Here is a 15,028-nt window from a genome sequence, read left to right as displayed (position 1 = left end):
ATGTAAAGCACTTACACATTCCATATCCTGATGGTATGATAGTTGTAAATGATAATGATTTTAAGTTAGATAATATGAAACAGCCAAACTATCACCTCACTCACGTTATCGATACCCAAACCGTCACACCTAATATGCAACGCTTGACCTTACAAAGCGACGCCTTCGCGGGCTTCCCAGCGGAGTGTGAAGGCGGCTATATCAAGCTGCTGTTTGATAAAGCGGGAAGCACAGATCTGAGCGGATTAGCAGAAGGCGAGCGCCCTGTGATGCGCACTTATACCATTCGCCGCTTTATGCCTAGCCAGCAGCAAATTGAAGTGGATATGGTTCGCCATCAAATCGAGCAAGCCGACTGTGGCTTTGCCGCGCGCTGGGCACTGAATGCCCAAGTGGGTGATACCATTAACATTGCCGGCCCTGGGACGATTGCGCCGATTAATCAAGATGCGGATTGGTTCTTTATGGTTGCCGATATGACCGCGTTGCCCGCGCTATCAGCCAAGATCAAAACCTTGCCTCGCGATGCCAAAGGCTATGCGGTGGTTCAGCTCGATGCCGAGGAAGATGCCCAACCACTCGACGCTCCCGCTGGCATGGAGATTATTTGGCTAACCACACCGACATTGGCCGAAACGGTAAAAGCACAGCCTTGGTTAGCAGGGCAAGTGTCCGTGTGGTGTGCCTGTGAATTTGAAAGTATGCGCGCGCTGCGCCAATATTTCCGAAATGACCATGACGTCGAGCGTGAGTTTATCTACATCAGCAGCTATTGGAAAAATGGCGTGACCGAAGAAGGCCACAAAGTGATCAAGCGCGAAGATGCGGAGAACAATCAGTAAACCTGATCACTTTTTACCTGCAGTGAGCGTGCTTATCGCGTCTCATCCCGCATAAAAAAAGCGCCGATAGAGGCGCTTTTTTCGATCTTCAACGTTTAGTCGTCAACTTAGTTACCCTGCTTGTCGAGCAAGTCGAAGAAGAAAGCATATTCCAATGCATCTTCTTTGATGCGCTTAAAGCGCCCCGATGCGCCGCCGTGGCCGGCTTCCATGTCGGTTTTAAACACTAGCGTATGGTTGTCAGTTTTAAACTCACGTAGTTTCGCGACCCATTTCATTGGTTCAAAGTACTGCACTTGTGAGTCATGCAGGCCTGTGGTGACCAACAAGTTGGGATAATCTTGCGCGGTGACGTTGTCATATGGTGAATAGCTGAGCATGTACTCATAGTAGGTTCTGTCATTCGGGTTGCCCCACTCGTCATACTCGTTGGTGGTCAGTGGAATCGACTCATCCAACATGGTGGTGACGATATCCACGAACGGCACATGCGCGGCCACTCCTAGATACAACTCTGGTGCTTGGTTGATGATCGCTCCCATTAACAAGCCACCTGCTGAGCCGCCGACGGCAAACACCTTGTCTTTATCGCCATAGCCTTGCGCAGTCAGCGCTTTGGTCACATCAATAAAGTCGTTAAAGGTATTCTTTTTGGTAAGCTTTTTACCATCGTCATACCAAGGACGCCCTAGCATTTCAGAGCCACGAATATGGGCAATAGCAAAGACAAAACCGCGATCTAGCAGGCTTAAACGCGTGGTAGAGAACATGGGCTCCATAGTAGCGCCGTATGAACCGTAGCCGTATTGATAGAGCGGATTAGTGCCGTCTTTTTTGAAACGGTCTTTACGGTACACCAAAGACACAGGCACTTGCGCGCCATCGCGTGCGGTGATCATCACCCGCTCGGATTGGTAGTTGTCTGGGTTGAAATCGCCCAGCACTTGGTTTTGTTTGAGCATTTCACGCTCGCCCGACGCCAAGTCAAACTCGTAATACGTGCCCGGTGTGGTTAAGCTGGTGTAATACACACGCACCGCAGAATTGTCCATTTCCGCATTGCCGGTCAGGTAAGACGCATAGGCCGAGTCATTAAACGTAAGCTGATATTCCTCCCCAGTGGTAAGGTTTCGCACCGTGGTACGCGGCAAGCCATTTTCGCGCTGCTCGTAGACCAAGTGGTTATCAAATAGCGTAAAATCAACCAACTGCACCTTATCGTTTGGTGCGATTACATCTTGCCATTGGCTGCGATCGTCACGCTCACTTTGGTGTACCTTCATCAAGCGGAAGTTGACTGCTTGGTAGTTGGTATAGATGTAATACCACTCGCCACGCTTCGCTACTTCATATTCGATGCCAGTTTCTCGCGGATAAAACACTTCGGCGGTGGCATTTGGATCATTGGCATCCACGAGCGATACGCCGCTGGTTTCAGTGCTAGCGTGCCAAATAAAGATTTGCTCACCGTCTTTGCTTTTGCTCAATCCGGTGTAGTAGCTGGTATCCGTTTCTTCGTAAATTAACGCATCAGCGGATTGCGGGGTGCCTAAACGGTGGCGATACACCTGATACCCCAGCAAGGTTTGCGGATCTTTTTTGATGTAGTAGAAGGCTTGGTTGTCGTTCTGCCACACAATACTGCTCGAGGCGCCTTCAATCTTATCATCGAGATACTCACCGGTGGTGAGGTCTTTGACTTGAATGGTATAAACGCGGCGGCTAAGGGTATCTTCCCCATAGGCCAATAAGTTTTCGTTTGGGCTGACGCTCAGTTGGCCAATGCTGTAAAACTCATGCCCTTTCGCGAGCGCATTGACATCCAAAATTACCGTTTTGTCGGTGCCGGCAAAGTCTTTCGCACGCACGTAAGTGCGATATTCATTATCGCCTTCCACTTCGCTGGAATAGAAATAACTGCCTTTTTTGACCGGGACCGAGGCATCGTCTTTGACGATACGCCCCTTGATTTCATCGAATAGTTTGGCCTGCATTGGCTCAGTGTGCGCGAGCACCTGATCGGCATAGGCGTTTTCTTGATTAAGATGGGCGATCACGTCAGGATCTTGGCGTGCATCATCACGCATCCAATAGTAGTTATCCACGCGCGTGTCGCCGTGAATCGTCATTTCATGAGGGATTTTTTTCGCGACAGGCGCACTCAGTTCGCCTGGGCTGGAAGCTTTCACGTGTGACTCTCCTTGAAAACTGCACCCTGAGAGCAAAGATACCGCCAGTGCTCCGGTGAGTAAAATGTGTCGGGACATACTTTTCCTTCAGGTTTATTTAGCCATAACAGTAATTTAACAAACAAGCATCCTATTACTGACCTGAGGGTATTAAGCAAGTTCCAATAAACAATATTCTTTTTATCGTTCGCCAAACGATTGACTGACGCATCGTTTCTTAATACCAGTCCGTATTATAAGCCTAAAACAGCTAATTCTTATCTTTTAGCCATAAAAGGCTAATTATAGCAAAGTGAGGCTTTGTGTGATCACAACGCCCACTAATGTCGTGATCACTACCGACAATAACGAACCAATTAAAACGTATTCGGTTAGGCTGCGATCGGCAGAACGCGTCAGCTCACCAAAGCGGAAAATCGACTTGGCTGCCAGCACAAAACCGACAGCGGTATAGCTGCCAAGCAAGGTAAAAGTCAGGATCAGAATACGCTCTAAATAGCCAATCAACGCCCCCGCAGCCACGAGGCCATGATAATTGTGTTGATGATCAGAGGGTGAGTCCAACGTGACCGTAAAGCGCCGTAACACGTGACCAATCAATACTGATGTCGGCTTTAAGATCAATAAATAGCCTGTGCCAATTACGACGATCTGGCTAAACAGAGGCATCTCGGTCAGTCCAACCCAAGGTGGCTGCGCCACAAAACTCAGGGCAATTAGCCCTAGTACCAAAAGCTGTATGCCTTGGCTCACCGTGAAACGGGCCAGTGATGACTGCGCGACGAGTTGGCCATCAAACACTGCCACCACACACTTGGTGATCATGCCAACCACCAATACACCCAATAGCGGCGAAACGTGCTGGGTCCAAAACACCGCAGGCACCAGTAAACATAAACCGTAGAGGAGCGGTGCAACCACCCAATCCAGTATTCGTGCGCGTGGTGTCGATTTCGCCCACCAATTCGCAGGCTGTAGATAGAAGTCATAAATAAGGTGGGTCAGTAACAAGGGAACCAGCAAAGAAAGGAAGGCCATCATACTTGCGCCTCCACAGCTTGCTGAAACTCGGCCAACAATGCCTCGATAAGCCCCCAGCCCACCGCTTTAAGGGACTTACTCACGGTTGCATTCGCGACCCCAAGTGCGGCCGCTAACTCGCCATACGCGAGTGGCTGATCGCGCGTTAATAAAGGCAGCATCATTTCGCATTGACGAGACGTCGCATCGCTAAGCTGCCGGTCAAGATAACGGATCAGCAGCGCAAACTTTTCTTCAAGATCGGCATTGTCGCAGAAAAAGGCCAGCCGCTGGTTTTTCATTGCTTTTAAGCCACGACCAGATAGCACAAACGCTTGTCCCATTGACTCTGACACCGCCTCACGCAAATCCGCTTGCTCGGCAATCGCAAAGCTGATGCGACAATCAAACGGTTTTCCCAGTGCTTTGATGGCGACACGATACATCACGACATAGTGAAGCGCGCTCGCCACATCATGGATCACAGATTGAAACTCATCACCGCGTATAATGCTGTGCTGATTGGCGCAATGCGCTTGTGAAATATGGGCTTGTATGGTTTTGATTTGCGCCAGTACTCGCTCATACTCATCTCGATTTAAGGCGGTTGAATCCACCAGATCGCCACTGATCACCGCAATGGGTGCCTTGCTTTCTGTCGCCATTATTCATCCTTGTTAACCAACCCCGCCAAATTTAGCCTTTTTTGGCAAAAAATACAAATTTACCCATAAATGGCAAAAAAATAAGCGAGGCGGCATCATGCGACCTCGTCGTTATGCCGGCACGAGCATCATCGCCGACTGGGCTGCAACATCAATTCGCTGCCCACTCGAGGCCGTGATACCCGTGAGCATATCGCGCCAATCATTTTCCAGCGTCACTGAGAGTGATTGCGGCTCCAGGGATTTATTTAACACCAATATGCCTGCCTCTCCCCGTTGAATCACCAACCAGTCATCGGTCGCCTCCAAGACACGCATGGGCTCACCATGGGTCAAATTATGGAAGGCGATCATTTGCACCATCTTTGGATCGTGCCACGCGTTTAACCACCGTGGTTGGCCGTTCACTCCTTTGATGCCACTGGTATCAAGATCGGTATAAATCAGGGGCACGCCACCATCACGCCCCAAGATATACGCGTAAGCAAGCCACTCGCTCGCTTCGTCCATCACCAAATCCAAGAAAACATCATTGTTGGGAATGTCATGGGTAATGGCAAAAGTGATTGCACGCCCTTTCGATAAGGCTTGCCCGAAGCAATAAGGGTCAATCAATGATTTAAGGCTGCCCTGGTTGGAAAAAACATGGTAGAGCGTTGAGAAAAGCGGAAAATCGTAAGCGCCCAAACACGTCTGTTGTAAATAGGGAGCAAGAAACAATTCATACTCTGCTTTGCTCGCGCCACCGTCGGTGATGATTTCTCCAAAAATATGCGCATCATGGGTGATGTCATCGGTCCATACGCGCTTGAGGTGCTCTAGTGTCATGTGCTTAGCCGCATCAATCCGAAACCCTTTTACGCCAATGGCTTTTAACGCCTTAAGATAGGCGCGTTGCTGCGCTATCACATGATCACATACACGCAGTGTTGGCAATCCCGGATCGCTCGCCCCGCCGCTAATACGCCCGTTTTGTACTTGCCACCGATCTTTCCAATCTTGTATCCCAAATGCGTCGACGAAGTCATGCTCAGTAAAGAGTGGCTCGGATAAATCACCAAACAAGGTCAGTGTGCGATAGTGGTCTTCGTGCGCGTGATAGGCCGCCCTCACCGCTTGGCTGGGATAATTTAAGTCGCTGCGAACATGCGCTTCATTGGCCATATGATTGAAGACCACATCGACGTAAGTAAGCACACCAACACGGTTTAACGCTTCAACCATTACTTTAAAGTCCGTGGTGTTACCGAGTGCATTTTCAATCACACGATAGTCTTGAGGTTGATATCTCAGCCACCAGCGTTCGTCTTGCGCACTTTTCATCGGGGGAGACACGAGCACCGAGCCATACCCTAGCGCCCTGATCTCCGCGGCACGTTGGGCAACGTCCGCATACTTCCAATCAAAAGCATGTAAGATAACGTTGGCTCCTGATGATTGGGGATCTTGCAAGCCGTTCATGTCTTTCTCCTCATCGCGTTCGCGCATCGAGTGTGTTGCCGTTATGGGGCCTATTCAATAAGTCAAAATTATAAGCGCTATACGCATACCGCCCTCCTCCTTTGGCCACTTGTATGAGGATGATAAGCAAGGCGTAGTCAGTGTTTCGCGGAGGATTAAGAAACCCTCGTTGGCCTATATAACGGATGCCAAAACAGTGAGGGACGAAATAGGTTTGGCTCTTCAAGCTGGTTCGTAACCAGCTTTGCTCAAGGAATGGCGTGTAGGGGGGTACTCTTTAAATGTGTTTTTCCCTTCATGCTTGGCACAATAAAGGGCATCATCCGCTTGCGCCAACAAGCAATCAATATCGAGCACCTCGGTGGTGGTCGTCACTCCAATGCTGGCAGACAAGCTCATTTCAAGCGTTGAGCCACTGTTCTGAATAGCATTCAGCAACTCTGCAGACAACTGTTGCGCATTAGCACTGTCACAGTAAGGCAGCACGACTGCGAACTCCTCTCCCCCCAAACGTCCAACAACACCTTGGTCATCAATAACTTGTTCGAAAACGCTAGCACAATGGATCAGTACTTTATCGCCAACCGAGTGGCCGAATGAGTCGTTGATGGCTTTAAAATCATCCAAGTCAATCATCAACACACTGATTGGAAAAGCGGCGGTATCAACACGTCGTTTCGCTCTTGCCAAAAAGGCGCGGCGATTAAACAGCCCCGTTAAGCTATCTCGAGTCGCTTCGCGGTGGAGTTTCTCGTGCACGCGCTCCAGCTTATAAAGAAAGATAATCAGGGTATTGATCACGCTATAGGCGATGCCCGACAAAATCAGCCCTGCTTGTAACAGCGAGGTGCCCAGCAGTTGCGTAAATAGATCAGGATAGAGATGTGCAAATGTCGCCCTGCCTACATAGGCAACACTGAATCCACCCATCACCATGATGAGCCAATGCTTTAAACGCTGGCCCCCTGTGTTCGTACTACTCGCGATAGTTTGTGTCATCAGCCCTAACTGCAAACTGACGATCAAGCTCGCGTAAACCACACGACTCCCGATGTCATCAAGGTATGACGACATCGATACAACAGACAGAATAACAGGTAGCACCAACTGCCAACGCGGTACGTCGCGCGCAAAAATTTGCCCCAACGCCCAGTGGCTGAACGAAAATGCCACCATCACACAGGCATTGTAAAAAACGATCCCTAAATAAGGGTGAAGGTGAGGACGGGCAAACAAGAATAGGTTGCTAAAGCCATGAATAAAAAGCGAGAGTGCCCATCCGTTAATCCCTGGTTCTTTGCGGTTTTGTACTAATAGAAAACCCGCTAGCAGCCATTGGATTGCAGTCAGAGTAATGAGCAGTGTCGGTGCATCGAGTTTAAACATCAGAGATACGTTAATTAGGGCGTGCTTTAACTTTACCACTTAATCCGTGGCCGTTTACCGCCAATCAATGTGCGCGGCTTCAATTTCTGGCGGTTAATCTTTATGACAGTTTCAGCGTCCTCGCGCCGATGCTATCCATAGATCGTGAGCGATAGGATTAGTTGCGATACAAGACCTTGATAATGTGCCAGCCGAATTTGGTTTTTATCGGCCCAAGCGGGCGCAATAACTCACCACTGAATACGGCTTTATCGAAAGGGGGTGCCATGTCACCGCGACGAAATTCGCCTAAATCCCCGCCTCGCTTACCCGAGGGGCATTGCGAGTACTTCTTCGCGAGCGTTTGGAAGTTTGCACCTTTTTTAAGCTGATCAAGCAAAGAGGTTGCTTGCGACTTATCGTTCACCAGTATGTGAAGGGCTGCTGCTTTCTTGGCCATCGGGATGCCTCATGAAATTAAAGCCGCTCAGTATACCGGATTTCTTTAACTGAATAACAAGAATGGTGCGTCGACCAGCGACCAGCGCCGAAGCGCGCGAAGGGAGTCTAAGCAATGATGTCGGCGAGTATGACGATTAGCGCGAAAAATAAGCACAGATTCCTTAGAGGTGGAAGCATAAACTAGAAAAAAGCGTCTTCCCCCAGCCTTTTTAATGCCAGCTCTATTGAGTTTGCTCATGCTCAATCACGTTTGATTTCTATCCGTCGCTATTGCAACAACCCCCCTAAAACGCTGATTTGATCGCATTTTGATGCAAAAGAACACGTTATGGAGTACCGCGTTTATCGTCATAAAAAGTATCAAAAAGAGATCTAAATCACACTGCTGGCACGTTGATATTCATCTGACTTTAATATTTACACCTCTGATGGTTAAGCTGTCTGTATTATCTGCTATTTGTTTAGAAACATCGGCAGATGCTTTTACGGGTATAGGAGAGACAGGCACTTGCTGCCACCTCACTCGATGAGAAACCGATCTCAATCACACTCTCGTTAACCACGAGTGAAAGCTAATCCACATATCGGAGGGACATGATGTCCATTTACAGCCACCTTAAGCAATTGACTGCAATTTCATGCGTTGCCGCCGCGTTAGGCTTCTCAGCCATGGCCAATGCCGACACTTGGCGTTATGCCCACGAGGAGTACGAAGGTGACGTGCAAGACGTCTATGCACATAAGTTCAAAGAATATATTGAGGAGAACTCTGAGCACACACTGCAAATTTATCGTTTCGGTGAACTCGGTGAATCCGACGACATCATGGAACAAACGCAGGCAGGTATCCTTCAGTTTGTAAACCAATCACCTGGCTTTACCGGTTCGTTGATCCCAGAAGCACAAATCTTTTTTATCCCTTACCTGATGCCGACGGATATGGAAACCGTGATTGAATTCTTTCGTCAGAGTAAAGCGGTGAATGAAGACTTCCCCGAGCTGTATGAAGAGCAAGGCCTTGAGCTGCTCAAAATGTATCCTGAAGGCGAAATGGTGATGACGGCGGACGAGCCTGTGACTGAGCCTGCCGATCTTCAAGGTAAGAAAATTCGCGTCATGACTAACCCACTGCTTTCATCAACGTATGAAGCCTTTGGTGCGACGCCAACGCCATTGCCATGGGGTGAAGTATACGGCGCACTTCAAACCAATATGATTCAAGGTCAAGAAAACCCGATTTTCTGGATTGAGTCAGGCGGTTTGTACGAAGTGTCACCTAACCTGATCTTTACGCACCACGGCTGGTTTACCACCGCCTCAATGGCAAATAAAGACTTCTTTGACGGCTTGTCATCCGACGAGCAAGCGATGATCCGCGATGCCGCTGACTATGCGTTTAACGAAACGGTTGAACACATCCGCGGCTTGGCTGAAAAATCGCTCGAGAAAATCAAATCATCGAGTGATGAAGTCACTGTGACACGCCTGACTGATGAGCAAATTGAGAAGTTTAAAGCACGTGCGCCACAGGTAGAGGAAACCTTCTACGAAATGACCGGTGAAAGCGGTAAAGCACTTCTTAACCAGTTTAAGAAAGACTTGGACGCTGTTACTAACTAGTCGCTAATCACTCAGGCACCGTGTCATGCGGTGCCTGTTTACCCGAGGAATACGTAATGACCGATTCCGACTCTCTCACGTACCACTCCGAGCTTCCCGGCCTCCTTGGCAAACTGGATACCCTGATTTGTAAAATCGAGTCCTTTATGTTGGCCGCAGGTGTGCTTCTAATGGCCCTTAATACCTGTGTCAATGTCATTGCTCGCTTTGGCTTTGGGCAGGGCTTGTTTTTTTCTGGCGAAATCAATCGCATTTTAATTGTTTTAATCACCTTTGCAGGGATTGGCTACGCGGCGCGTCATGGTCGCCACATCCGTATGTCTGCCCTGTATGACACCCTGCCTTTCAAAGGTAGAAAAATTTTAATGACAAGCATTGCGCTGATCACAGGCCTTATCATGCTGGTGTTGGCGTATTTTTCTTATCAATATATTGTCTCCGTTTATGACCGCGGTCGTATCTTGCCAGCACTTGGCTTCGAGATTTGGTGGATTTATATCTGGGTACCACTCGGCTTTATCGTCACCGGCATTCAGTACTGGTTGACTGTCTATAAAAATCTCACCTCGCCCGATGTTTACCTCTCCGCTGGCGTCCTCGATGGTTACGCTGAGACAGAAAGTGAAGTTTAAATAGGCACCTACCACTATGGCCATGACGTTAATGCTCATCATGATTGTCTTGCTCGTGCTTGGCTTTCCAATGATGGTCCCTTTGATTGCTGCCGCGCTAACCGGTTTTTACATGATGTTTGGCGGCGTTGATCAAATGGATACTTTTATTCAGCAAGTGCTGGGAGGGATCCGTCCTGCCTCACTGATTGCTGTTCCTATGTTTATTCTCGCCGCCGATATTATGACGCGGGGGCAATCTGCTAACCGCTTGATTGATATGGTCATGACCTTTATTGGTCATATCCGCGGTGGGTTGGCGATCAGTACCGCCACCTCTTGTACTCTGTTTGGTGCCGTGTCTGGCTCAACGCAGGCAACCGTCGTTGCGGTTGGCTCGGCATTGCGTCCAAAGCTGCTTCGCGCAGGCTACAGCGACTCTTTTTCGCTCGCGTTGATCATCAACTCCAGTGATATCGCCTTTTTGATCCCACCCAGCATCGGGATGATCATTTACGGGGTGATCTCAGAAACCTCCATTGCCGAGCTATTTATTGCCGGGATTGGTCCTGGGTTAATGATTCTGACCTTTTTCTCGCTCTACTGCTTGTATTACGCCACTGTCCACAAAGTGCCGACAGAGCCTAAAGCGAGCTGGAGTGAACGGATTACCGCTACACGAAAAGCGTTATGGCCACTGATGTTCCCACTGATTATCGTGGGCGGGATTTATGGCGGCGTCTTTAGTCCCACAGAAGCGGCCGCGGTGTGTGTGCTTTATGCGATGATCTTGGAATTTGGTGTCTTTCGTTCACTAAGCAGCAAAGATGTGTTCACGATCGCGCGTTCAACCGGCTTAATTACCGCTGTGGTCTTTATTCTTGTCGGTGTCGGGAATGGCTTCTCTTGGATCATTTCTTTTGCGCAAATTCCGCAAACCATTCTCGAGGCAGTGGGGATAAGTGAAATGGGCCCGATGGGCGTATTGGCCTCCATTTCAATTGCCTTTTTTGTCGCCTGTATGTTCGTTGACCCGATTGTGGTTATCTTGGTGCTCACGCCTATATTTGCACCTGCGATAGAAGCCACTAGTCTTGATCCTGTACACGTCGGGATTGTGATCACCTTGCAAGTGGCGATCGGCTCAGCAACGCCTCCGTTTGGCTGTGATATTTTCACCGCTATTGCGATTTTCAAAAAACCCTATTGGGAAGTTATCCGTGGAACGGGGCCATTTATTGCAATGCTGCTTCTGTCAGCGGCGTTACTGGTGATGTTCCCTCAGATTGCGTTATTCCTGCGTGATATTGCGTTTGGGTAACTAAACAACAGGAGTGATTGGATGTTTAAACGAATACTGGTTGCCGTCGATGGCTCATATTCTGCGTTAAATGCGTTAGATAAAGCGATTGAGTTGCAACAACTCACCCATGCTGAGCTCTACTTATTGTGTGTGTTTAAACATCACAGTTTGTTTGAGGCATCACTATCGATGGTTCGCCCCGATCGGTTGCAGATCCCAGACCAGACCCTGAGCGAATACGCCCGCAACATTGTTGAGCAAGCCAAACAACATGCAGTCGAAAACGGTGGCGAGAGTGTGCGCGGATTTGTCAAAGGCGGGCGCCCTTCCAAAACCATCATCAAGTTTGCGAAAAGCAAAGAGGTGGATTTGATTGTGATGGGCGCGCATGGCACCCACTCAGACAAAGACGGTATGTTTCTCGGCAGTGTCTCCCATCGTGTGGCAGGGCGGGCACATTGTCCCACTATGGTGGTTTAATCACCCGTGATGGCGTTTTCCGCGTTGTAACGCACTCTCATCACAACAAGAAAAAGGCCAGTATCGAAAGATGCTGGCCTTTTTTATCACTGTTTGCAGCGCTTTTATTGTAGGTGGAAATAATGACTATTTAGTACCAGATGAACACCGATAGAGGCAAGGTAACCGAGCATGATCACCGGTGCCCATTTTAGGTGGCCAAAAAAGGTGTATTTGCCGTGAGCTTGTCCCATCAAGGCCACCCCGGCCGCTGAGCCTAACGACAACAAGCTCCCACCAACACCCGCCGTTAACGTCACCAATAGCCAGTTACCGTGGGACATCTCAGGGCTCATGGTTAATACCGCAAACATGACCGGAATGTTATCCACCACCGCAGATAAAATCCCAACCAGTGTATTCGCCCAAATAGGATTCCACTCGAGATACATAACATTCGAGACGAGCGATAAATAACCAATCAAGCTAAGGCCGCCAACACACATCACGACCCCATAGAAGAAAAGCAAGGTGTCCCACTCGGCATGGGAAATGCGGCGGAAGACATCAAAAGGCACCACTGACCCCAGTCGACGTAATGCCGCTTCGTCATTCTTCGCCTCAGCGATAGCACGTTTACGCGCTAACGAGCGCGGCAGTGTGCGGCGCAGATAAAAACCAAAGAACTGCAGGTAAGCCAAACCCATCATCATCCCCATCACCGGCGGGAAATGGATAAAGCCATGGAAAGCAACCGCCGTGGCGATAGTGAGCAAGAACAAGACCATGATGCGGCGAGCGCCGCGTTTGAGCTCGACATGCTCTTGCATCACATCCGGTTGTGTACGTGGGATAAATAGCGACATGATAAAGGCGGGGATCATGTAATTGACCACAGACGGAATAAACAAGGCCCCAAATTCGGCAAAGGTCACTTTACCCGCCTGCCACACCATCAAGGTGGTGATGTCGCCAAAGGGACTAAATGCACCGCCGGCGTTTGCCGCCACAACAATGTTGATACAAGCCAGATTAATAAACCGAGGGTTATCACCGCCAATTTTTAGCACAATGGTACACATTAACAGCGCAGTGGTAAGGTTATCCGCCACTGGCGAGATAAAGAAAGATAGGATCCCAGTAATCCAAAACAGGCTTCTCAAATCGTAGCCTTTACTCAAAATCCACGCTTTCAAGCCATCGAATAAACGCCGTTCTTCCATCGCCGAGATATAGGTCATGGCCACCAACAAGAACAGCAATAGCTCGGCGTACTCCAACAGATTGTGCTCCAGCGCGGCATGCGCCGGTGCCATATTGCCCCATTGAGAGTAAGCAAAACCAATGAGCAGCCAAATCAAGCCAGCCGCCAGCAAAACAGGCTTCGATTTTCGCAAGTGAAGCTTTTCTTCTAGCATCACTAAGCTGTAAGCAACCGCAAAGATTGCCAAAGACGCATAGCCCACCCAAGACTGAGTTAAATCCAGTCCTTCTCCTGTCGTAGCGGCAAAAGCCGTTGGCGATACCATTGCCAACGCCGCAACCAAACGCTTCATCCTTGAGCCTCCAAATTTTGTTTCCTTACTTCTGATATGACAATTACGTCGTGTTAATCAGCCTGTTTCCGACTGTTTATTGACCGACCACCCGCCATAGAGACAAATCGCGTCGCCTCGGCGTGGTGACACATTTCTCACCATTAAAAGACAGTTTAAAAAGCGTGCTCTGTGGCAATCGTGCAATGTATCAATTGTTTATTTTGCACGGATAGGTCACCGCAGAACAAAAGCGAACATAATATTAACAAATATGGCGTTAACGTCTATTACTAAGCACGTTTCAACCGTAAAAAAGAGGTGACATGGGTTACTGTCAAGATTAATAATATCAACTTACTAGTTGGTAATCGCTGTCATAGTCAGCAAAAATCGACTAGATTTAAATAAAAAGTGAATGATTTTAGTCATCCTCATTGAAAAAACCAAAAAATAACACTTACACAACATCGCAAACGCATCATTGCTATCTTGCTGGGATGCATAGTTCGAAGAAGGGAGTCACTATGAAAGCACCTAAACTCGCGGCCATCGTCTGCGCGGCTGCGCTGTCAGTGGGAACGACCACCTCCGCCCTGGCTGAAACGGCGCGTGTCGCCGTCTCTCAGATTGTGGAGCACCCGGCACTTGACGCCGCCCGCAATGGTCTATTGGATGGGCTAATTGCCAAGGGTTATACCCAGGGCGAGAATCTCGATTTTAAATATCAAACTGCACAAGGTAACCCCGCTATTGCGGTACAAATCGCTCGCCAGTATGTCGGCGAACAACCGGATGTACTTGTCGGGATTGCGACGCCCTCTGCACAAGCACTCGCGGCCGCTACCCGTGATGTGCCAGTGATTTTCACCGCCGTAACCGACCCTGTCGGCGCTAAGCTGGTCAAAAACATGGATGCCCCGAGCGGCAATGTGACAGGCCTGTCTGATCTTTCCCCTGTGGCCCAACACGTCGCACTGGCCAAAGAACTTTTACCCAACCTTTCCTCTATTGGCGTGGTGTACAACCCGGGCGAAGCAAACGCAGTAACCTTAGTCGAACTTCTCAAAGAAGCGGCGCAACAGCATGGGATTAAAGTGGTCGAAGGGACAGCACTAAAAAGTGCCGACGTCCAGTCTGCCGCACAAGTCGTTGCGACACAGTCTGATGTGATTTATGCCCCAACAGACAATACAGTCGCCAGTGCCATTGACGGCTTAGTGGCAGCGGCCAATTCAGCCGGCAAACCCGTCATCGGCGGCTCCACCTCTTATACCCCTAATGGTGCCGTGGTGGCATTAGGCTTTGATTACTACTCGGTTGGCGTACAAACCGCAGATTATGTTGCCGCAGTGCTGGAAGGCAAACCGATTTCATCATTGCCAGCTAAAGTGGCGGAAGGGTCAGACCTTGCTGTCAATCGCGCAGCGGCTAAGAAACTCGGCCTCGAGGTGCCTGCGTCTATCTTAGATCGCGCCTCACGCATCGTAGACTAG

The 15,028-nt window shown here is 49.2% G+C and carries 13 protein-coding genes; 6 read left to right on the top strand and 7 right to left on the bottom strand.

What is annotated here, in order from left to right:
- The first annotated feature begins 74 nt into the window (after positions 1 to 74).
- Positions 75 to 842, top strand: coding sequence for a siderophore-interacting protein (locus BZG25_RS08715; protein WP_077579364.1), 768 nt, complete (start codon positions 75 to 77; stop codon positions 840 to 842).
- 107 nt (positions 843 to 949) lie between these two features.
- On the opposite strand, the gene BZG25_RS08710 is transcribed toward BZG25_RS08715, so the two are convergent.
- From BZG25_RS08710 to ppiC, 6 genes are all read right to left on the bottom strand, one after another.
- Positions 950 to 3,109, bottom strand: a complete 2,160-nt coding sequence (locus BZG25_RS08710) for a S9 family peptidase (RefSeq protein WP_077638869.1) — start codon at positions 3,107 to 3,109, stop codon at positions 950 to 952.
- Positions 3,110 to 3,313: 204 nt separating this feature from the next.
- Positions 3,314 to 4,072: a DUF3307 domain-containing protein gene (locus tag BZG25_RS08705; protein ID WP_077638868.1), complete on the bottom strand. Its 759-nt coding sequence runs from the start codon at positions 4,070 to 4,072 to the stop codon at positions 3,314 to 3,316.
- On the bottom strand, positions 4,069 to 4,716 hold the full coding sequence (locus BZG25_RS08700) for a hypothetical protein (RefSeq protein WP_077638867.1): 648 nt from the start codon (positions 4,714 to 4,716) through the stop codon (positions 4,069 to 4,071). The genes BZG25_RS08705 and BZG25_RS08700 overlap by 4 nt, the downstream gene beginning before the upstream one ends.
- A 111-nt stretch (positions 4,717 to 4,827) precedes the next feature.
- Positions 4,828 to 6,177, bottom strand: a complete 1,350-nt coding sequence (locus tag BZG25_RS08695; protein WP_077638866.1) for an alpha-amylase family protein — start codon at positions 6,175 to 6,177, stop codon at positions 4,828 to 4,830.
- A 222-nt stretch (positions 6,178 to 6,399) separates the two neighbouring features.
- Complete coding sequence (locus BZG25_RS08690; RefSeq protein WP_077638865.1) at positions 6,400 to 7,563, bottom strand: GGDEF domain-containing protein; 1,164 nt, start codon at positions 7,561 to 7,563, stop codon at positions 6,400 to 6,402.
- 157 nt (positions 7,564 to 7,720) lie between these two features.
- The gene (gene ppiC, locus BZG25_RS08685) at positions 7,721 to 8,002 is read right to left on the bottom strand and encodes a peptidylprolyl isomerase PpiC (protein ID WP_046075958.1); all 282 of its coding nucleotides are present in this window, start codon (positions 8,000 to 8,002) and stop codon (positions 7,721 to 7,723) included.
- Positions 8,003 to 8,598: 596 nt separating this feature from the next.
- Between ppiC and dctP the strand changes: the two genes are divergently transcribed.
- Genes dctP through BZG25_RS08665 form a run of 4 tightly spaced genes read left to right on the top strand, consistent with a single transcriptional unit; the run spans position 8,599 to position 12,018 of the window.
- The gene (gene dctP / locus BZG25_RS08680; protein ID WP_197075773.1) at positions 8,599 to 9,624 is read left to right on the top strand and encodes a TRAP transporter substrate-binding protein DctP; all 1,026 of its coding nucleotides are present in this window, start codon (positions 8,599 to 8,601) and stop codon (positions 9,622 to 9,624) included.
- A gap of 56 nt (positions 9,625 to 9,680) precedes the next feature.
- Positions 9,681 to 10,256 carry a TRAP transporter small permease gene (locus tag BZG25_RS08675; protein ID WP_046075960.1) on the top strand — a complete coding sequence of 192 codons (576 nt, stop codon included), beginning with the start codon at positions 9,681 to 9,683 and terminating at the stop codon, positions 10,254 to 10,256.
- A gap of 16 nt (positions 10,257 to 10,272) precedes the next feature.
- Positions 10,273 to 11,556, top strand: coding sequence for a TRAP transporter large permease (locus tag BZG25_RS08670; protein WP_077638864.1), 1,284 nt, complete (start codon positions 10,273 to 10,275; stop codon positions 11,554 to 11,556).
- Positions 11,557 to 11,577: 21 nt separating this feature from the next.
- The gene (locus BZG25_RS08665) at positions 11,578 to 12,018 is read left to right on the top strand and encodes a universal stress protein (RefSeq protein WP_046075962.1); all 441 of its coding nucleotides are present in this window, start codon (positions 11,578 to 11,580) and stop codon (positions 12,016 to 12,018) included.
- 104 nt (positions 12,019 to 12,122) lie between these two features.
- Here BZG25_RS08665 and nhaD read toward each other — a convergent pair whose 3' ends face one another.
- Complete coding sequence (gene nhaD, locus BZG25_RS08660; protein WP_077638863.1) at positions 12,123 to 13,553, bottom strand: sodium:proton antiporter NhaD; 1,431 nt, start codon at positions 13,551 to 13,553, stop codon at positions 12,123 to 12,125.
- Between the two features lie 506 nt (positions 13,554 to 14,059).
- Here nhaD and BZG25_RS08655 point away from each other — a divergent pair.
- Positions 14,060 to 15,028, top strand: coding sequence for an ABC transporter substrate binding protein (locus BZG25_RS08655; RefSeq protein WP_046075964.1), 969 nt, complete (start codon positions 14,060 to 14,062; stop codon positions 15,026 to 15,028).

The sequence above is a fragment of the Salinivibrio sp. ML198 genome, assembly GCF_001996015.1.
Lineage (GTDB): Bacteria > Pseudomonadota > Gammaproteobacteria > Enterobacterales > Vibrionaceae > Salinivibrio > Salinivibrio siamensis.
The sequence above is the reverse complement of the archived record's forward strand: the minus strand, read 5'-3'. Positions and strand labels throughout refer to the sequence as shown.

Coding starts and splice junctions, on each gene's coding strand:
- BZG25_RS08715 (WP_077579364.1), top strand. CDS start 75: ATGAAACAGCCAAACTATCACCTCACTCACGTTATCGATACCCAAACC.
- BZG25_RS08710 (WP_077638869.1), bottom strand. CDS start 3,109: ATGTCCCGACACATTTTACTCACCGGAGCACTGGCGGTATCTTTGCTC.
- BZG25_RS08705 (WP_077638868.1), bottom strand. CDS start 4,072: ATGATGGCCTTCCTTTCTTTGCTGGTTCCCTTGTTACTGACCCACCTT.
- BZG25_RS08700 (WP_077638867.1), bottom strand. CDS start 4,716: ATGGCGACAGAAAGCAAGGCACCCATTGCGGTGATCAGTGGCGATCTG.
- BZG25_RS08695 (WP_077638866.1), bottom strand. CDS start 6,177: ATGAACGGCTTGCAAGATCCCCAATCATCAGGAGCCAACGTTATCTTA.
- BZG25_RS08690 (WP_077638865.1), bottom strand. CDS start 7,563: ATGTTTAAACTCGATGCACCGACACTGCTCATTACTCTGACTGCAATC.
- ppiC (WP_046075958.1), bottom strand. CDS start 8,002: ATGGCCAAGAAAGCAGCAGCCCTTCACATACTGGTGAACGATAAGTCG.
- dctP (WP_197075773.1), top strand. CDS start 8,599: ATGATGTCCATTTACAGCCACCTTAAGCAATTGACTGCAATTTCATGC.
- BZG25_RS08675 (WP_046075960.1), top strand. CDS start 9,681: ATGACCGATTCCGACTCTCTCACGTACCACTCCGAGCTTCCCGGCCTC.
- BZG25_RS08670 (WP_077638864.1), top strand. CDS start 10,273: ATGGCCATGACGTTAATGCTCATCATGATTGTCTTGCTCGTGCTTGGC.
- BZG25_RS08665 (WP_046075962.1), top strand. CDS start 11,578: ATGTTTAAACGAATACTGGTTGCCGTCGATGGCTCATATTCTGCGTTA.
- nhaD (WP_077638863.1), bottom strand. CDS start 13,553: ATGAAGCGTTTGGTTGCGGCGTTGGCAATGGTATCGCCAACGGCTTTT.
- BZG25_RS08655 (WP_046075964.1), top strand. CDS start 14,060: ATGAAAGCACCTAAACTCGCGGCCATCGTCTGCGCGGCTGCGCTGTCA.